Annotated in this window: 14 protein-coding genes and 1 pseudogene; 5 read left to right on the plus strand and 10 right to left on the minus strand. The window is 67.4% G+C overall.

From position 1 onward, the window contains the following. Nucleotides 1-9 precede the first annotated feature (9 nt). The gene (waaA, locus tag AVCA_RS20305; RefSeq protein WP_012702946.1) at nt 10-1,281 is read right to left on the minus strand and encodes a lipid IV(A) 3-deoxy-D-manno-octulosonic acid transferase; all 1,272 of its coding nucleotides are present in this window, start codon (nt 1,279-1,281) and stop codon (nt 10-12) included. A gap of 243 nt (nt 1,282-1,524) precedes the next feature. Between waaA and AVCA_RS20310 the strand changes: the two genes are divergently transcribed. From AVCA_RS20310 to AVCA_RS20320, 3 genes are read left to right on the plus strand one after another with little or no spacing between them, the layout of a single operon-like run. Beyond that, on the plus strand, nt 1,525-2,700 hold the full coding sequence (locus AVCA_RS20310; RefSeq protein ID WP_012702947.1) for an NAD(P)/FAD-dependent oxidoreductase: 1,176 nt from the start codon (nt 1,525-1,527) through the stop codon (nt 2,698-2,700). Continuing rightward, the gene (locus AVCA_RS20315) at nt 2,697-3,515 is read left to right on the plus strand and encodes an aldo/keto reductase (protein WP_012702948.1); all 819 of its coding nucleotides are present in this window, start codon (nt 2,697-2,699) and stop codon (nt 3,513-3,515) included. The genes AVCA_RS20310 and AVCA_RS20315 overlap by 4 nt, the downstream gene beginning before the upstream one ends. A 40-nt stretch (nt 3,516-3,555) precedes the next feature. Then, complete coding sequence (locus tag AVCA_RS20320; RefSeq protein ID WP_012702949.1) at nt 3,556-4,485, plus strand: hypothetical protein; 930 nt, start codon at nt 3,556-3,558, stop codon at nt 4,483-4,485. 62 nt (nt 4,486-4,547) lie between these two features. On the opposite strand, the gene AVCA_RS20325 is transcribed toward AVCA_RS20320, so the two are convergent. Both AVCA_RS20325 and AVCA_RS20330 read right to left on the minus strand, forming a co-directional pair. Further along, on the minus strand, nt 4,548-5,471 hold the full coding sequence (locus tag AVCA_RS20325) for an SGNH hydrolase domain-containing protein (RefSeq protein ID WP_139239907.1): 924 nt from the start codon (nt 5,469-5,471) through the stop codon (nt 4,548-4,550). Nucleotides 5,472-5,897: 426 nt separating this feature from the next. Beyond that, the gene (locus AVCA_RS20330) at nt 5,898-6,914 is read right to left on the minus strand and encodes an IS110-like element ISAzvi2 family transposase (RefSeq protein WP_012702950.1); all 1,017 of its coding nucleotides are present in this window, start codon (nt 6,912-6,914) and stop codon (nt 5,898-5,900) included. Between the two features lie 115 nt (nt 6,915-7,029). Here AVCA_RS20330 and AVCA_RS25530 point away from each other — a divergent pair. After that, nucleotides 7,030-7,925 (plus strand): IS630 family transposase gene (locus tag AVCA_RS25530; RefSeq protein WP_236616287.1). Its coding sequence is split into 2 segments (ribosomal slippage): nt 7,030-7,324 and nt 7,324-7,925, totalling 897 coding nucleotides; the frame shifts between segments, so codons are not numbered across the junction. A 106-nt stretch (nt 7,926-8,031) separates the two neighbouring features. Here AVCA_RS25530 and AVCA_RS26930 read toward each other — a convergent pair. From AVCA_RS26930 to msbA, 5 genes and pseudogenes are all read right to left on the minus strand, one after another. Next, nucleotides 8,032-9,177: pseudogene (locus AVCA_RS26930) on the minus strand (acyltransferase family protein); the annotation flags it as partial. After that, a complete protein-coding gene (hldE, locus tag AVCA_RS20345; protein ID WP_012702952.1) occupies nt 9,095-10,519 on the minus strand; it encodes a bifunctional D-glycero-beta-D-manno-heptose-7-phosphate kinase/D-glycero-beta-D-manno-heptose 1-phosphate adenylyltransferase HldE in 1,425 nt (474 codons plus the stop codon). The pseudogene AVCA_RS26930 and the gene hldE, both read right to left, overlap by 83 nt. Nucleotides 10,520-10,553: 34 nt before the next feature. Next, on the minus strand, nt 10,554-12,017 hold the full coding sequence (locus AVCA_RS20350; RefSeq protein ID WP_012702953.1) for a PIG-L deacetylase family protein: 1,464 nt from the start codon (nt 12,015-12,017) through the stop codon (nt 10,554-10,556). 4 nt (nt 12,018-12,021) lie between these two features. Further along, nucleotides 12,022-12,918 carry a GNAT family N-acetyltransferase gene (locus AVCA_RS20355; protein ID WP_012702954.1) on the minus strand — a complete coding sequence of 299 codons (897 nt, stop codon included), beginning with the start codon at nt 12,916-12,918 and terminating at the stop codon, nt 12,022-12,024. Then, on the minus strand, nt 12,918-14,708 hold the full coding sequence (gene msbA, locus AVCA_RS20360) for a lipid A export permease/ATP-binding protein MsbA (RefSeq protein ID WP_012702955.1): 1,791 nt from the start codon (nt 14,706-14,708) through the stop codon (nt 12,918-12,920). Before msbA ends, AVCA_RS20355 begins: the two co-directional genes overlap by 1 nt. Before the next feature lie 33 nt (nt 14,709-14,741). On the opposite strand from msbA, the gene AVCA_RS20365 reads away from it, so the two are divergent. Then, nucleotides 14,742-15,392 (plus strand): phosphotransferase, encoded by a 651-nt coding sequence (locus tag AVCA_RS20365; RefSeq protein WP_012702956.1) that lies wholly within the window; start codon nt 14,742-14,744, stop codon nt 15,390-15,392. A 19-nt stretch (nt 15,393-15,411) separates the two neighbouring features. On the opposite strand, the gene AVCA_RS20370 is transcribed toward AVCA_RS20365, so the two are convergent. Both AVCA_RS20370 and galE read right to left on the minus strand, forming a co-directional pair. Continuing rightward, entirely contained in the window at nt 15,412-16,650 is a 1,239-nt protein-coding gene (locus tag AVCA_RS20370; RefSeq protein ID WP_236616288.1) for an O-antigen ligase family protein, read from the minus strand. A gap of 17 nt (nt 16,651-16,667) precedes the next feature. After that, nucleotides 16,668-17,741, minus strand: a complete 1,074-nt coding sequence (gene galE / locus AVCA_RS20375; protein WP_302227403.1) for a UDP-glucose 4-epimerase GalE — start codon at nt 17,739-17,741, stop codon at nt 16,668-16,670. Nucleotides 17,742-17,916 lie beyond the last annotated feature (175 nt).

A 17,916-nucleotide genomic window follows, 5' to 3' on the forward strand; every position in this document is an offset into this window, starting at 1 on the left:
AAAAGACGGCTATCGCGCCAGCAACCGCTCCAGCCCCTCCAGCAATCGCGCCAGCGCGCCCTGGTTGGCTTCGAGCACGGCCTTGCCGGCCGCGCCGGCCCGCGCGGCGGCCGCCGGCTCGCGCCAGAAGGCATCGACCGAGGAAGCCAGCGAGCCGGCGTCGCTCACCTGGCGCAGGGCGCCGGCCTCGGCGAGCCGCGCGGCGATGTCGAGGAAGTTGAACAGATGCGGCCCGCTCAGCAGCGGCTTGCCCAGCGCCGCCGGCTCCAGCAGGTTGTGCCCGCCGCCGGGCACCAGGCTGCCGCCGACGAAGGCGACGTCGGCCAGGGCGTAGAGGAACAGCATCTCGCCCATGGTGTCGCCGAGCAGCACCCGGGTCCGCGTCCCGACCGCCTCGCCGCCGGAGCGCCGCACGCAGGCGAAGCCCTCGCGGCGGCACAGCTCGAAGACCTGGGCGAAACGCTCGGGATGGCGCGGCACCAGGATCAGCAGCGCCTCGGGAAAGCGCGCCAGCAGCCGGCGGTGGGCGGCGAGAACGATTTCGTCCTCGCCGGCGTGGGTGCTGGCGGCGATCCACACCGGGCGATCCGCCGCGCCCCACTGCGCACGCAACGCCGCCGCACGTGGCGGCAGTCCGGGATCGACGGCCAGGTCGAACTTGATCGAACCGGTCACCGTCACCGCCCCGCCGCCGGCACCCAGCGCGCGGAATCGCTCGGCCTCGGCCTCGCTCTGCACCGCCAGCCAGCTCATCTCGGCGAGCATCGGCGCGGTGAGCCGGGGAAAGCGCCCATAGCCGCGCGCCGAGCGCGCCGACAGCCGGCCGTTGGCCAGCGCCACCGGGATGCCGCGCCGCGCGCACTGGTGCACATGGTTGGGCCACAGCTCGGTCTCCATGATCACCGCCAGGCGCGGCCGCAACCGGTCGAGAAAGCGCGCCGCGGCCCAGGGCAGATCGTAGGGCAGGTAGCAGTGCTGCACGCTGTCGCCGAACAGCGCGCGGATGCGCTCGGAGCCGGTCGGCGTCATGCAGGTGACGGTCAGCGGCAGCTCCGGATGGCGCGCCTGCAGGGCGCGGATCAGCGGCGCGGCGGCGATGCTCTCGCCGACCGATACCGCATGCACCCAGATGCCGTCCGGGCGCAGCGCCGGCAGGCCGAGGGCGAAGCGCTCGCCGATGCGCCGCGCGTAGGCCGGCGCGCGCCAGGCGCGCCAGGCCAGGCGCAGGAGGATCAGCGGGAGGGCGAGATGCAGCAGCAGGCTATAGAGGGTCCGGTTCATGGCGGCGCAGCTTAACAAAGCGTCCGACGGTCGCAAGGTTCATGACATTGTCACGACTGCACGACCAAAGTCGTGGGCGAGTCGATGGCAAAAGACCGACGAATGGCATGCTTCATGCTGACCGAGATCAATAAACTGCCGCCCCTTTATCTCCTATGGTCCCAATCCAAGCCCGTTGGATATAGGCTCCACGACCTCGAATCAGCCGCTATAATCCGACTCTTTTACTCAACGAGACCCTGTATGCTCCCAACCCTCGGCACGGACGTCCTGATCGTTGGCGGCGGTATCGCCGGCCTCTGGCTGAACGCCCGCCTGCGCCAGGCCGGCTACGCCACCCTGTTGCTGGAGAGCGCCAGCCTCGGTGGCGGGCAGAGCGTCAAGTCGCAGGGGATCATCCACGGCGGCACCAAATACGCCCTGCACGGCGCGCTGACCGGCGCCTCCGAGGCCATCGCCGACATGCCGCGGCGCTGGCGCCGGGCGCTCGCCGGCGACGGCGAGCTGGACCTCTCCGGCGTGCGCCTGTTGTCCGATGCCCATTATCTGTGGTCGCCCGGCACCCTGGCCGGCAAGCTGACCAGCTTCTTCGCCAGCAAGGCGGTTCGCGCGCGGGTCGAGCAGGTGAAGGACGGCGCCCTGCCCGCGGCGCTGCGCGATCCCGCCTTCCGCGGCAGCGTCTATCGACTCGACGAACTGGTGCTGGACGTGCCCAGCCTGATCGGCCGCCTCGCCGAGCTGGCCGGTGACGCTCTGCTGGCCGCCCGCGAGATCGCCCCGCTGCGCGAAGCCGGCGAACTGGTCGGCCTGAGCGTGGACGGCCGGGAAATCCGCGCCCAGCGCATCGTCTTCTGTGCCGGCGCCGGCAACGCCGAACTGCTGGCCGCGCTCGGCCTGAGCCAGCCGGCCATGCAGCGGCGCCCGCTGCACATGGTCATGCTCAAGGCACCGAGCCTCGAACCGCTCTATGCCCATTGCCTGGGCGGCGGCGTCAAGCCGCGACTGACCGTCACCAGCCATCCGGCCGCCGACGGCCAGTGGGTCTGGTATCTGGGCGGCGACCTGGCCGAGGCCGAGGGCGTAGCCCGCGACGAGACCCGGCAGATCGTCACGGCCCGCCACGAACTGAACGACCTGCTGCCCTGGATCGACCTGAGCCAGGCGCGCTGGGCGACCCTGCGGGTGGACCGCGCCGAGCCGGCGCAGTCGGCCCTGGCGCGTCCGGACAACGCCTTCCTCGCCGAACAGGGCCGCCTGCTGGTCGGCTGGCCGACCAAGCTGGCCCTCGCCCCGGACCTGGCCGACCGAATCTTCGCCAGCCTCGAACGGGACGCCGTGCGCCCGGCGGCGCATCCGCCGCTGCCCGCCCTGCCCCGTCCGCCGCTGGCGCGACCGGCCTGGGAGGAACTGCTGCCGTGAGCCTCGCCACCCTCCACGACCTGCACCGTCCGCTGGGCGGCACCGGCCTGAGCGTCTCCCCGCTGGGCCTGGGTACCGTCAAGCTGGGCCGCGACCAGGGGGTGAAGTACCCGACCGGCTTCCGCATCCCGGACGACGCCGAGGCCCGCCGGTTGCTCGCCCTGGCCCGCGAGCAGGGCATCAACCTGATCGACACCGCGCCGGCCTACGGGGTCAGCGAGGAACGCCTCGGCCCGCTCTTGCGCGGCCAGCGCGACGCCTGGGTGATCGTCAGCAAGGTCGGCGAGGAATTCGAGAACGGCCGCTCGCGCTTCGATTTCTCCCCGGCGCACACCCGCTTTTCCGTCGAGCGCAGCCTGAAGCGCCTGGAAACCGACCGCATCGACCTGATCCTGGTGCACTCGGACGGCAACGACGTCGCCATCCTCCGGGAGAGCGGCGTCTACCAGACCCTCGCCGAACTCAAGCGCGAGGGCAAGATCCGCGCCTTCGGGCTGTCCGGAAAGACCGTCGAGGGCGGCCTGCTGGCCCTCCAGCAAGGCGACTGCGCCATGATCACCCTGAACCTGAACGACCAGCGCGAACGGCCGGTGGCCGACTACGCCGCGATCCATGGCAAGGGCATTCTCGTCAAGAAGGCCCTGGCCAGCGGGCATGTCTGCCTGGATGGCGGCACCGATCCGGTTCGCGCCAGCTTCGAGTTGTTATTCCAGCATCCCGGTGTCGCCAGCGCGATCATCGGAACTATTAACCCACTACACTTGTCGGATAACATCTCGGCAGCAGCAGCCGTCATCCGCCAAGAAAGACAATAAAGGGCCGCCAACGCGGCCGGCCCAGGACTAAGGAGCCGCCATGTCGACCATCATCGCCAAGCGCAACCCGCGCGCCTTCAAGACCCTTCCCCTGTTCGTGGAAGCCACTCCCGAAGGACTCAGCTACCAGGCTCTCGGCCAACCACTGAATTTCAATCAGATGCTCGAGCGGCGCCGTCCGGTCGAGGTCGCCGATACCCAGCGCTTCGCCCTGGAACTGGCCAACCTGGGCGTCTCCGTGCGCCTGACCCTCTCCTGGCAGGGCCGCGACTACTGGGTGCTGGTGCGCCAGCAGCGCCAGGATCGCGGCGATGTGGTGCTCAAGCCGATCTCCGGCTACGTACCGGCCCACGAACTGAACCTGCCGCTGCTCACGGCGATCCAGGAGGTCGCCGAGGAATGCCTGCTGCAGACCCCGCAGTGCTGGCTGACCGGACGCTTCGGCGATACCTGGCTGCCGGCGCCCTACGAGAATGTCCTGCACTACTGCGACAACACCTCCTTCCGCCTGAGTCCGCTTTCCGGCGCAGCCCGCCCGGTGTCTTGCGGCAGCATGCCCCTGCTGGAGCGTCCGCGGGCCTACGTGCACCTGCCCACCGCCTCGCTGCAACTGGTCTACGACATGCGCCTGGAACTTCCGGAGAAACTGCGCCAGTTGAGCCTGCTGCACGCCGACGAGTGCCTGCACGAGGACACCCTGATCGCCCGCATCGACCACGACAACCCGGACATCTACCTGCTGCCCTTCGACCAGAACCGGCGCCCGGCGGACGAACTCTACATCCTGCAGCAGGGCTTTCTGCGCCCGGTCGACACCCGGGATCTCTGGCTGGCCGAAAGTTTCGCCCCGCAGGACGGCTGGGTGGTGCGCGAGGAACGGATCAGTTGGCGCGACTGGCAGTCCCTGTGGGACACCCTGGAACAGAAAGCCGCCAAGCCGGCAGCGCAGCGCAGCGGAGCCCTGGGCTGAGAGAAGCCCTCGGGAAGACCTCTCCGGCTTCCCTCACCGAGGGCACGCACACCAGTGCCCTTTTACCTCGCCTCCTTGTACCGAGGCGCCAAGGCCTCGCCTTCTTTCTGCATGGAGGCGAAAGCCTTGGCGAACATCGGCACCAACAGGCGATTGCCGTACTCGCTCAGGTGATCGTCGTCCGCATAGAGCGGACGGCCGTTCCGGCTGCCATGGCAGACCTTGTCGTCGCACAGGTAAGGCAAGGGGTCCAGAATCCGGGCGCCGCATTGCTCGCGGGCCTCGTCCTGAAGGCCCCAGACGAAGGCGTGCCGCGCGTGGTATTCCGCCAGTGTGATCGAGACCTTCCGCGGAGCGCCCATCAGCATCGCTTTCGCCATGGAGTGAGGCACATCTATCGCCATCTCGGGAATGGGCCGCATCAGGAACAGCGGCCGATGCCCGGCGATCTCACAGGCGGTCGCCAGATAATGCCGACGAAACTCCTCCAGATATTCGGGCGAGGCCCTGTCGGCAGGCGAGGAAAAAAACACCAGGGGCCGGCCGGTTTCCCCACCCTCGAACTCTTCGTTGTAGCCCATGGCATACACGGAGGTGCGGTTTATCACGATAACCGGCACGTCGGAGGAGGCATCGGCCAGTTCGGCCTTCAGACTCCTCTTCAGGGCCAGACAGGGCGCCGCATACGTCTTCTCGACCGCGTGCGCGCCGAAGACGGGCAGACACAGGGGCGCGGCCCGGAACCGGATGCCTCGTCGCGAACCGGGCAGCGCGGCCTGTGCCGCCATGACTACCGCATCGGCATGACTGTCGCCCACCATCAGCGCCTCGATCGAAGGACCACCGAAGGTGCAGGCGGCACCCTTGTCCAGGCATTCGTCCTGCCGTGGGTTGCGATTGTCGGCCTGGGCCTCGATCGCGCCCACGGCGGCGGGCAGACGCTGTGGGAGACCATCGGTTTCGCGTATCCAGACGGCGGCCAGCACGGGCGGAAAAGCCGCCACTAGAGCATTTTTAGAAAATACGAATTCGACATACAGGGGTTGCTCTTCCTGGTCATTTCGGTTCTCCTCTCCCGCTCGGACAAGGAGACCAGAATGGCTCGGGCATACAGTGCGTATATGGACTCCCCCCGGTTTGCCAGTGATTTGCCCTGCCGACGAACGTAGGTACGACTGCTTGCGTATATCCGGCTTCCGATGAGGCATTGGCTGCCCCGAGCCATGATGAAAATCCGCTCATGTGTGCCTGATTGATCTAGCGGCCTTGCTTGCAGGGGGCCGACGCACTGTGCAGGCTTTACACATGCCGGTTCGACCGGTTCGTCATCGCTGCATGTCACTGTGCAATCGGGGTGGATCTACTGGTTACTGCTCAACATTTTGCAGGCTGTGCAGCCTGCGATTTTATTTTCAGCCAAGTTGATAGCAATCTCCCCGACTGAGGATCGCCCAGACGATCCGGGCATTCTTGTTCGCCAAAGCGACCGTGGCGATGTTCGGGTTGCGTCGACACAGCAAGCGCTGGAGCCACTGGCTGCGTCGATCCGCCTTGTCCTGGCAGTGCCTGAGCACCGCTCGGGCTCCGTGAACCAGCAGCGTGCGCAAGTAAGTATCGCCTCGCTTGTTGATCGGGCCCAGCTGCTCCTTGCCGCCGCTGGAGTGTTGGCGAGGAACCAACCCCAGCCAGGCAGCGAACTGCCGGGCGCTGCGGAACTGGCGAGCATCGCCCACGGCCGACACCAGGGCGGTGGCCGTGATCGGACCGATGCCCTCGACCAGCATCAGGCGTTCCACCCGCTCGTCCTCGCGAGCCTGGCGCTGGATCGTTTCGTCGAGACGAGACAAGCGCGCTTCATGCTCGACCAATTCGCCTTGCAACTCCACCAGTAACCCGCGCATCTGGCCCGGCAGGCCGTTCTCGGCATCCGCCAAGGCCGCCTGTGCCAGTCGGCGGGTAGCCGCCACGCCGTGCCGGCTCTCGACCAGGCCAAACTCGCCCAGCAACCCGCGAATCTCGTTGACCAGCGCCGTCCGCGCCCGGATCAGGCGGCTCCTGATCCGGTGCAGGGCCTGGCCGGCCTGCTGCTCGGCGCTCTTCACCTCGACGTAACGCATGTTCGGTCGACTGGCCGCCTCGCAGATCGCTTCGGCGTCATTGGCGTCGTTCTTGCCGCTCTTGACGTAGGGTTTGACGAACTGCGGTGCGATCAGTCGCACCTCATGTCCCAGGACTCTCAGCTCGCGCGCCCAGTAATGGGAGCTGCCGCAGGCCTCCATCGCCACCGTGCAGGGTTCGAGTTGACGAAAGAAGTCCAGCATTTGCGAGCGTTTGAGCTGTTTGCGACAGACCGCCTGCTCGTGGCTGTCGACGCCATGAATCTGGAACACCTGCTTTGCCAAATCGACGCCTATCCGCTTGAGTTTCATGGGGACGCTCTCCTCTGGTGACTGCTGTTTCCAGCAACTTCAGTCTGGTGCATTGACGCCGTAGGAGGGGGGAGTCCATTTCATTGACCTTCGCCGGCGCGTCGTCGACGCGGCCATGGGTGGGCTATCGGCTCGGCAGGCCGCCGAGCGATTCGACGTCGGGACGGCAACAGCGATCGTCTGGGTGCGGCGCTTCCGGGAAGGCGGGGAACTCGTCGCCCGCCGACAGGGCAAGCCCCGGGGCTTGCGGCTCGATCCCCATGCGGACTACCTGCTCGGCCTGCTCGAGCAGACCCCCGACCTGACGCTGGCCGAACTCGCCGCGACCCTCGAACGGGAGCGTGGCGTCCGTGTCAGCCTGGCGACGGTGTGGACGTTTCTCGACCGGCACGCCATGACGTTCAAAAAAAGACCGCGCATGCAGCCGAGCAGCAACGGCCGGACGTCCAGGCAGCCCGACAGGGATGGATCGAGGAGCAGTCCGGTTTCGATTGGCGCAAGCTGATCTTCGTCGACGAAACCGCCGCTTCGACGAACCTGGCCCGCCTGCGGGGCTGGGCCCCTCGCGGCGAGCGCTGCCGGGCCGCGATCCCCCACGGCCACTGGAAAACCACGACCTTTACCGCCGGCCTGCGGGTGGATGGCCTGAGCGCGCCGCTGGTGCTCGATGGCGCCATGAACGGCCCGGTCTTCCTGGCCTATGTCGGGCAGGTCCTGGTACCCGAGCTGACGCCCGGCGATATCGTGGTGATGGACAACCTGCCGGCCCACAAGGTGGCGGGGGTACGCCAGGCCATCGAAGGCGCAGGAGCCACCCTGCGCTACTTGCCACCCTATAGCCCCGACCTGAACCCGATCGAGATGGCCTTCTCCAAGCTCAAGGCACTGCTGAGAAAGGCGGCGGCGCGGACCGTGCCGGAGCTGTGGCAGAGCATTGGCGAGGCGATTGCGCAGTTCTCTGCACAGGACTGCAGGCACTACTTCGAGGCAGCCGGATATGAATCGGGATAAGGTAAAAATGCTCTAGCAGAGCGGCGGCGACCCATCGGGGCGCCTGCCCGTGCAAGCCACGCCGTGCCGGAAGCTCGATCGAGGCATAGGAAAGCTGGCCAAGCAGCAGGGTCGCGAAGAGCGCGGACAGGACCCAGGCCGGGCTGTCCAGCTTCTCGCAATAGGCAAGGCCCGCGACCAGCGGCCAATGCCACAGATAGATCGAGTACGAGCGGGTGCCAAGCCACTGGGCCACGGCATTGCCGGTCCAGGGCGAAGCTTCGCGCCGTGCCAGCAGTACCGATAGGGTCCCGATGCAGGGCACCAGCGCCAGCCAACCCGGCCAGCGGCTCGACGAGTCCAGAAAGACCACGGCACAGACGATCGAGAGCAGGCCAAGCCACTCCAGAGTTAGCCTGGTACGGGCGGAAAGCCTCGGGTTCTCAGCGAACAGGAAGAGCAGGCCGCCAGCCAGAAACTCCCATGCCCGCGACCGCAACAGGTAGAACGCCTTGGGCGGCTCGCTCAGGGTCAGTGCGACGCAGACGCCAAAGGAGACGAGCAATAACAGGACATGGACCAGGACCATTGCCCGCCGCCCCGGAAACAACCGCCAGACGGCCAGCAGCAGTACGGGCAGCAGCAGATAGAACTGCCACTCCACGGACAGCGACCAGCTATGCAGAAGCCATTTCTCGTGGGCCTCCTCGTCGAAATAGCCGGACTCCCGCAGGTAGCGCAGGTTGGATGCAAAGAGCAGGGTTCGCCGGGCATCCCCACCGAGCGCCTCGTACTCCCTGGGCATCAGGAAGAACCAACCGGCCGCCAGCAGCACCGCTGCCAGCGCGATCAAGGCCGGAAGAATCCGCCGGGCGCGGGCCAGGTAGAAATTCCAGAGGGAAAAATCGCCCCGCTGCAGTCCCTTGCCGATGATGCCGGTCATCAGAAAGCCGGAGACGACGAAAAACATGTCGACGCCGACAAAGCCACCGTCGAACCCGGCGAGGCCGAAGTGGTACAGCACCACGGCCGTCACGGCCCAGGCGCGCAATCCGTTTATGTCACGGCGGAACGCCTGGGCTCCTGCAGTCGGTGCCAAAATGTCGAGCGACATCCCTCCTCCACGAGAACTTGCGAACCGCACGCTTCGGGCAGGGCGGCGCGATGGATTCGAGAAAGGTTTTTCCGCGTCACGGCTGCCGGCGGATCTTCTCGACGATGCCGGTGGTGGAGCTGTTCTCCACCAGCCCCAGCACCCGCACCTCGCCGCCATGGGCGCGGACGATATCGGCACCGACCACCTGATCGATGCCGTAGTCGCCGCCCTTGACCAGCACGTCCGGGCGAATCTGTTCAAGCAGGCGCTCGGGAGTGTCCTCGGCGAAGCTGATCACCCAGTCCACCGCGCCGAGCCCGGCGAGCACCGCCATGCGCCGGTCCACCGTGTTGATCGGCCGGCCCGGCCCCTTCAGGCGGGTCACCGAGGCATCGTCGTTGACCGCCACGATCAGCCGGTCGCCCTGGGCGCGAGCCTGCTCCAGATAGGTCACGTGGCCGGCGTGGAGGATGTCGAAGCAGCCGTTGGTGAAGACGATCTTCTCGCCCTGGGCGTGCGCGTCCTCGATGGCCAGCAGCAGTTGCTCGAGCCCCAGTACGCCGCGCTCCGAACCCTGCTCGCGCTGTACCGCGCGGCGCAGTTCGGGAACGCTGATCGTCGCGGTGCCCAGTTTGCCGACCACGATGCCGGCCGCCAGGTTGGCCAGGGCCACCGCCTGCGGCAGCTCCTCGCCGGCGGCCAGCGCCGCGGCCAGGGTGGAGATCACCGTGTCGCCGGCGCCGGTGACGTCGAACACCTCGCGGGCCCGCGCCGGCAGGTGCAGCGGCGGATGGCCGGGGCGCATCAGGGTCATGCCGTGCTCGCCGCGGGTCACCAGCAGGGCGCCGAGTTCGAGGTCGGCCATCAGTCGCGCGCCACGGGCCACCAGTTCGCCCTCGTCGGCGCAGCGGCCGACGACATTCTCGAACTCGGCCAGGTTCGGCGTGATCAGGTCGGCGCCGCGGTAGATGCCGAAGTCCTTGCCCTTGGGGTCGGCCAGTACCGCGATGCCACGGGCACGCGCCGCCTGGATCAGCGCCTGGTGGTTCTTGAGCGCCCCCTTGCCGTAATCGGAGAGCACCAGCACCCGGATGCCGGCGAGCAATCCCTCGACCTCGGCGGCCAGGGCCGCGGCGTCGGTGGCGAACGGCTCTTCGAAATCCATGCGCAGCAATTGCTGATGACGGCTCATCACCCGCAGCTTGACGATGGTCGGCTGGCTGGCGATGCGCTGGAAATGCACGTCCACGCCGGCCGAGGCCAGGCTCCGGGCCAGGCTGTCGGCCGCCTCATCGGCGCCGGTCACCCCGACCAGGGTGGCCGCGCCGCCCAGGGCGGCGATGTTCAGCGCGACGTTGGCCGCGCCGCCCGGGCGGTCCTCCATCTGCTCGACCTTCACCACCGGTACCGGCGCCTCCGGGGAAATCCGCGTGGTGCAGCCATGCCAGTAGCGGTCGAGCATGACGTCGCCGACCACCAGCACGGGGGAGCGATCGAAACGGGGCATGGACAGCTTCATGGAGTCTCCGCGAACGTGTGGAAATCGGCGGCGATCATAGCGCATGCAAGGGCTGGTCGCCCGTCTGCTCCGGGCCGTGCGCATGCATGGCCGGTGCGTCGGCCGTGCAGGGGCGCACCCAGAACAACTCGTGCCGGCGCACCGTCTTGCGAAAGAATTCGTCTTCCCCGGTGAGCGGCCAGCGGCGTCCGGCCAGGAACCGCTGGATCAGCCGGCGCAGGCGCTTCTTCGCCGGCAGCGGCGTCTGCAGGTCATGCTGCATGGCCAGCGCCGCGGCCTTGTCCAGCCGGGTTCCGGCATCCAGGCACGGGCTCCACAGGCCATCGGCCGGCAGGGGCTCGATGACCGGCGGCAGGGCGATGCCGCCCTCGGCCGGGCCCATCGGCCAGCGGTCGTTGTCGTGCAGGTGGTTGGCGTAGAGCAGCAGGGTTCCGGGACGCCAGGCGCTGCCGGCGGCCGCCTCGAGCAAGGCGCGGCTGGCCGCCACGTGATCGGCGTGCGGGTCCAGCTCGGGATGCGGCGTCACCACCACCTCGGGACGGAAGTGTTCGAGCAGCGCGCGCAGGTCGGCGACCAGATTGCTCCAGGTCGGCGCACCGTCGGCATCGCCGGGCAGCGGCAGCGGGTTGTGCCGGCGCGCGCTGCGGATGTCGCTCTCGCCGGATTCGCGCGAGCCGAACGACCGCTGCGGCTCGGCGGCCATCGCCGGCAGTTGCAGGCAGTAGTAGCCGAGCTGCACGCAACGGCTCTGCGGCACACCGCCCCACAGCGGCACCGCCAGGCTGTCCCAGCAGCGCAGGCGGCCCTTGAGGCGCGCCGCGGCCGCCGGATCGAGGCCGAAACGCCGGTAGCGCCCGGCCTCGATCTCGCCCTGGGTCAGGGTGACGATGGCGACCTCCGGCGAGCGGCTGTAGAGGCCGAAGGCGGCCAGTTCGGCGTCGTCGGCATGGGGAGCGACGATCAGCAGACGCCGCCCGGCATAATCCGGATTGCTCAGGACATGCAGGGTGGCAGTGCCGGCCAGCTTGCAGAAGCGCCCGCGAATGCGCAGGCTTCCGGCGCGCAATGCCTCCTGCTGGCCGGACAGGTTCAGGTAGCGCAGCCCGTCGACGCCGCGCTCGAAATCCTGGCGATCGTCGCCGATCCACACCTGCGGATCGAACAGCCGCCCGAGCGGGCCGGCCGTGACGCGCACTTCGAGGATCAGGGTCTCGGCCGCGCCGATATCGCCATCCAGCAGCAGCCGGCCCTGCTCCAGGCGCGCCGGCAGGGCCGGGACGTCGGGTGGGAAGGCATGCCGGTAATCGTCCCGCGGGCGATAGAACAGGTGATCGGCGAACCAGGCCTCGTGGGCGATCCAGCCCAGCGCCAGGACCAGCGGCACCAGCCACCAGGCGACCAGCGCGCCGAGCAGGACCAGCGCCAGCAGGGCGGCCAGCATGAACAGGCGCTTGCGCTGGCGATGACGCTTCAGCAACCGTTGCTTGCGGACCGTCATGGCGTCAGACCTGATAGACCGGCACCCGGTGGCACCAGAGATCCTTGTATTCGCGATCGGCGCGGCCGAAGGAATAGCGCAGTTGCTTGTCCTTGGCCCGCGCCTCGGCCCAGGCGTCCTGGGTATTGACGAAGGTGAGCACGCTGCCGGGAGCCAGCTTGTCGCAATCCGGGTCGAAACCGCCGTTGATGTATTCGTAGGAGACCCACTTGGGCGACTCCACCCGGTAGAGGATCTGAATCGCGATGGGCCGTTCGCCGAGAAACACCACCTGGCCGGCCATGAAGTCGTCGAGCAGCTCGAACACCTCGGCGAGCCTGGGCTTGCCCGGTACCTCGAAATTCCAGCGGCGCTCGAACAGTTCGGAATAGATGGCGGCACGCTCGGCCGGCGTCAGTTCGCCGATGGGTTTCAGGTGACCGCCGGCCTCCTGCAGCAGACGCAGGTCGCGGCGCAGGTTGTAGCGATAGCGCCCCTTGTAGTTTTCCGGCGGGCGGGCCATGGCCAGTTGCTCGGGCTGCTCGCGCAGATTCTCGATACGTCCGTGGTTCAGTTCGGAGACGTAGTGCATCTGCTGACGCACGGGCACGCAGGCGGCCTCGGCGATCGGCAGTATCACCTCGGCGTTGCCCAGGTCGAACAGCCGGCGCTTGCCGGCCTGCTTCAGCACATCCTTGGACAGCGCCAGGTGGCGCCTCCAGCAGGGCACGGCGGCCAACAGCTCGCCGCCCCGCTCCCAGCCCAGGTAACGAACGGGCATTTCCGCCAGCGCCGACAGTTGCTCGACGAAGTGGGGGTGGGTCGCCACACTGCCGCCGTGACGCTGCCAGGTCTCCGCATAGGCCGTCCGGTCGATGACATTCCAGCCGCGCTCGCGCCAGCCACGCAACAACTGCAGCATCAGGCATCCCCTGTCATAGAAAGCATTTCATCGGTTTCCTTGAATTGTTTGGCGTGCAGGCGCGCGTAGTGTCCGCCGAGCGCCAGCAGTTCGGCATGGGTGCCGCGCTCGACGATATGCCCCTCGTCCATCACCAGGATCAGGTCGGCCCTCTCGATGGTCGACAGCCGGTGGGCGATGACCAGCGTGGTGCGCCCTTCCATGACGCGGTCCAGGGCGGCCTGGATATGCCGCTCGGACTCGGTGTCGAGCGCCGAGGTGGCTTCGTCGAGGATCAGCAGCGGCGCGTCCTTGAGCAGTGCCCGTGCGATCGCCAGGCGCTGGCGCTGGCCGCCGGAGAGGGTCACGCCGTTCTCGCCCACCTCGGTATCGAAGCCCTGCGGCAGCTTGTCGACGAACTCCCGGGCATAGGCGGCCTCGGCGGCCCGCTCGATGGCCTCGCGCGGCGCCCCGGCCAAGTCGCCATAGGCGATGTTGTTGGCCACGCTGTCGTTGAACAGGGTCACCTGCTGGGTCACCAGGGCGATGTGCCGGCGCAGGTTGCGCAGGCGGTAGTCCTCGACCGCTATGCCATCGAGCAGGATCTGCCCCTGGCGATGCTGGTAGAAGCGCGGGATCAGGTTGGCCAGGGTCGACTTGCCGCTGCCGGAGCGGCCGACCAGGGCGACCATCTGTCCGGGCTCGACGCTGAAGTCGATGCCGTTCAGCACCGGCCGCTCGCTGCCGGGGTAGGCGAAGCTCAGGTCGCGCACCTCGAGACGGCCGGCGACCCGCTCGCGCTCGATGCGCCCGCGGTCCACCTCGGCCTCCTCGTCCAGTTGGGAGAAGATGCTGTCGGCCGCCGCCAGCCCCTTCTGGATGGTGGCGCTGACCTCGGACAACTGGCGGATCGGCTTGGGCAGCATGCCGGCCGCGGTGATGTAGGCGATCAGGTCGCCCGCCGAGGCGTTGCCGCGCAGATAGAGCACCATGTACATGAGCACGGCCATGCCGCTGTAGATGACCAGTTGCAGCAGCGGCGTGTAGACCGCCTGGGTGCGGGTCATGCTCAGGCTGCGGTTCATGTTGAGCGCGCTGGCCTTGTGGAAGCGCTCCTGCTCGTAGGTTTCGCCGCCGAAGCTGCGCACCACCCGGTAGCCCTGGATGGTTTCCGAAGCGACATGGGTGACATCGCCCATGGCATCCTGGATCTTCCGGCTCTGCTTGCGAAAGCGCCTGCTGGCCGCGGTCACCATCAGCGCGATGATCGGCAGCAGCACCACCAGCAACAGGGTCAGCCGCCAGTTGCTGAGCAGCAGGTAGCCGAACAGGAAGAGGACGGTGAGGCCCTCGCGGATCACCACCTTGACCGCGTCGGTCGCAGCTCCCGTCACCATGGTCACGTTGTAGGTGATGCGGGAGATCAGGTGGCCCGAATTGTGGGTGTCGAAATAGCGGTTGGGCAGCGTCAGCAGGTTGTCGAACAGCGCGCAGCGCAGGTCGTGCACCACGCCGCGGGCGACCTTCGCCAGGTAGTAGTTGCCGAGAAAGGAGCCTATGCCCTGGTAAAGGGCAATGAGTACAATCAGCAGCGGCACGCCATGCAGCAACGGCACGCCCAGCAGCCTGGCCCCACCCGCCCCCTCCAGCCCGTCCAGGAAGTACTTGAGCATTTCCGCCAGCATCGGCTGGCTCGATGCGAACAGCAGGAAGCCCACGATGCTCAGGATGAAAGCCTTCGCATAGGGCAGGACGTACCTCAGCAATCGCAAATAGACTTTCAGGCTGGATTGCTGAACAGGGTTGGCCATATGGCGAGCCTCGAACATCGATTGAGGAACAGGATGCGGATTGTATCAGCGCAGCAGTTGGAAAAATGGCTGGGAAACGGCCGGGTCCTGGAAAAGGATGGGCGCGGCCCCAAGGTCGTCGCCCTGGACGACGGCCGCTTCCTGAAGATCTTCCACACCCGTCGCCATCCTCTGCTCGCCCGCCTGCGGCCCGCCGCCCGGCGCTTCTTTGGCAATGCCGAACGACTCGCGCAGCGCGGCATCCGCGCGCCGCGGGTCGTCGACCTCTTCTGGCTGGACCGCGAGACGGGACTGAGCGGCTGCCTCTACCAGCCGCTTCCGGGAATCTCCGTGGAGCAGTTGTACCGCCAGGAACCGCAGAAGATCGCCGAGCTGCTGCCGGCCCTGGCGGATTTCATCCGCTGCCTGCACGAGCACGGGGTCTACTTCCGCTCGCTGCACCTGGGCAACATCATCCGCATGCCCGACGGCCAATTCGGCCTGATCGACATCCTCGACCTGCGCTGCCGGCAGGGCGCGCTCGGCGCCTGGCAGGTCAAGCGCAACTTCGCCCATCTGCGCCGCTATCTGGAACGGCGCAAGCTGACGGACTTTCCCTTCGACGCGCTGTACGAACTCTACGGCCATCCGGCCCACGGCCAGCACGGCCCCGACGCCCTCGCGACATCGGGCAAGGCGAAGTAGCCGGCCATTGCGAACGGCTTCAAGCCGTTTCCCTCGCGGACGACGGTTTCCGCACGCCGAGCAGGATGCCGACCGGTAGCCAGAACACCACCCAGTAGGGACTGGGGCGATGGAAGATGGCGTAGACGTCCGAAATCATCGCCACCATGGCGAACGCCAGCAGCGCCAGCCCGACGCGGGCCAGCGGCTCCGTCCTGCACGTCCAGCCCTTCCACAGCAGGCTCGCGAGCAGGGCGACGAACAGCAGGATGCCGACGATGCCGTATTCGTACCAGAGCTGCAGATAGAGGCTGTGCGCATGCTTGACGCTCCAGTCGAAAGGCGGCGGGAAGGTGAAGGCGAAATTCGCTCCGGCTCCGGCCCCGGTCAGCCAGAAGACGGGAAAGCGCCTGGCCCATTCATCCCAGATCAGGCCACGGCTGCTCAATCCCACCTGGCGTTCGTGCCGGATTTCCGGCCAGAAGACGAACAGGGCGACCAGCAGCAGCAGAGCCCCGGCGCCCAGCAGGAGCCTCGACCGGCGCGAGGGAAACAGCAGGAGCATGGCCAGACAGCCGGTCGCCGTGGAGAACCAGGCGCCGCGGGAGAAGGTGAGCAGGATATAGGCGAACAGCCCGCATATGCCCGCAGCCAGCAGGGCCGCCTGCCAGGTGCGCAGCGGGAAACCGGCCAGCAGCCCGATCGCCAGCGTGGCGAAGACGCCGTAGTACAGGCCGGCGACTATGGGGTGCTTCAGATTGGCGAAACCGTTCCAGCCCAGTTCGCTCAGGCGGCCGGCGAAACGCATGGCCTGATAGTCCAACGGTTTGTCGAGCACGCCGAACTGGTAATAGAGCGTCAGCCAGGCGAACAGGACCGCCATGGCCATGGCGGCGGTCAGCACGCCCACGAAGACCCGCGGCTGCCGGACCAGGCTGGCCACGGCGAACACGTAGAGCAGCAGCAGGCCGGTGATCTTGAACCAGTAGCCGACGCCCTTGGCGACGCCCGGATGCAGCCAGCCGCAGAGCAGCACCCAGGCGCACAGCCCCAGTAGCAGGCACGCCGGCAACTGGCGCCAGGTTTCCACGGACAGACGCCGCGACAGCAGCAGAAGGAGCGCGGGGGCGAACAGCAGCAGATAGAGCTGGGTGGCGTAACGGCTGCCATCGTTGTTGAACAGCAGGCCGGTCAGTTGCACCAGCACACCGGCGCCGAGGATATACGGCCAGTACCGGGAAAGCCGGGACAGGAAGCCCGACCATCGAACGTGAATCACGGCGACTCCATTCATAGTCATTCGAAATCGTTTTCCAGCGAGCCCGATGGCGGTCGGAGCGAATACGGTGCCGGATCGTATCCCTGCGGGTTCGCCGACAGCCAGCGCCAGGTATCGGCCATCATGTCGGCCAGGCTCCGCTTCGCCCGCCAGCCCAGTTCCCGCTCCGCCCTGGCGGGGTCGGCCCAGCAGGCTGGAATATCTCCCGGCCGACGCGCCGCGATGCGGTAGGGAATGGGGCGACCGCTGGCCCGCTCGAAGGCCCGGATCACTTCCAGTACGCTGTATCCCTTGCCGGTACCGAGGTTCCAGACCCGCAGACCGGTCTGCCGTCCGATCGCGCGCAGCGCCTCCAGATGGCCGTCCACCAGATCGAGCACATGGATGTAATCGCGCACGCCCGTCCCGTCCGGGGTGGGATAATCCCCCCCGAACACGGCCAGCTCGCCGAGCCTGCCGATGGCTACCTGGCCGATATAGGGCAGCAGATTGTTGGGAACGCCGCGGGGGTCCTCCCCGATCAGACCGCTCCGATGCGCCCCCGCCGGGTTGAAGTAACGCAGCACGGCGACGCTCCAGCGCGGATCGGAAACCACCAGGTCGCGCAGCACCTCCTCGACCATCAGCTTCGAACGGCCATACGGGCTGCTCGGCAAACCGATCGGACTGTCCTCGGAAAGCGGCAGTTCGGCCGGCTCGCCGTAAACGGTCGCGGAAGAGCTGAATACCAGGCGAAAGACGCCGGCGCGCTCCATGGCCCGGCACAGGCTCAGGCTGCCGGCCACATTGTTTTCGTAATAGTCCAGCGGTTCGCGCACGCTTTCCCCGACGGCCTTGAGCCCGGCGAAATGCAATACGGCGATTATTTCGTGAGCGGCGAACAGCCGATCCAGCAACCGGGCATCGCGAACGTCGCCCTCGATGAACCCGGGCGCCCTGCCGCAGATAGCGGCAACCCGGGCCAGGGACTCGGCCGAGCCGTTGCGCAGATTGTCCAGCACCACGACATCGAAACCGGCCTCCAGCAAGGCCAGGACCGCATGCGAGCCGATATAGCCGGCACCGCCGGTCACCAATACTTTTTTCGTCACGATCGATCGCCATTCACGAGCAACGAGATCGACCCGAGCCTGGGCGGCATCGGTTCCCGAAGCGGTCGAACTCAGGATTCCAGGATGCCGACGCTCGATAAAAGGTAGGCTCGGATTTCCCCGGCATCCAGCGCCGGGAAAAGCCAGGCGCGGGAAACGGATGCCACTGCACCGG

The sequence above is a fragment of the Azotobacter vinelandii CA genome, assembly GCF_000380335.1.
In the GTDB taxonomy this organism is placed as follows: domain Bacteria; phylum Pseudomonadota; class Gammaproteobacteria; order Pseudomonadales; family Pseudomonadaceae; genus Azotobacter; species Azotobacter vinelandii.

Excerpts from the sequence above, each read along its gene's own strand:
- waaA (WP_012702946.1), bottom strand. The coding sequence starts at position 1,281 with ATGAACCGGACCCTCTATAGCCTGCTGCTGCATCTCGCCCTCCCGCTG.
- AVCA_RS20310 (WP_012702947.1), top strand. The coding sequence starts at position 1,525 with ATGCTCCCAACCCTCGGCACGGACGTCCTGATCGTTGGCGGCGGTATC.
- AVCA_RS20320 (WP_012702949.1), top strand. The coding sequence starts at position 3,556 with ATGTCGACCATCATCGCCAAGCGCAACCCGCGCGCCTTCAAGACCCTT.
- AVCA_RS20330 (WP_012702950.1), bottom strand. The coding sequence starts at position 6,914 with ATGAAACTCAAGCGGATAGGCGTCGATTTGGCAAAGCAGGTGTTCCAG.
- hldE (WP_012702952.1), bottom strand. The coding sequence starts at position 10,519 with ATGAAGCTGTCCATGCCCCGTTTCGATCGCTCCCCCGTGCTGGTGGTC.
- AVCA_RS20350 (WP_012702953.1), bottom strand. The coding sequence starts at position 12,017 with ATGACGGTCCGCAAGCAACGGTTGCTGAAGCGTCATCGCCAGCGCAAG.
- AVCA_RS20355 (WP_012702954.1), bottom strand. The coding sequence starts at position 12,918 with ATGCTGCAGTTGTTGCGTGGCTGGCGCGAGCGCGGCTGGAATGTCATC.
- msbA (WP_012702955.1), bottom strand. The coding sequence starts at position 14,708 with ATGGCCAACCCTGTTCAGCAATCCAGCCTGAAAGTCTATTTGCGATTG.
- AVCA_RS20365 (WP_012702956.1), top strand. The coding sequence starts at position 14,742 with ATGCGGATTGTATCAGCGCAGCAGTTGGAAAAATGGCTGGGAAACGGC.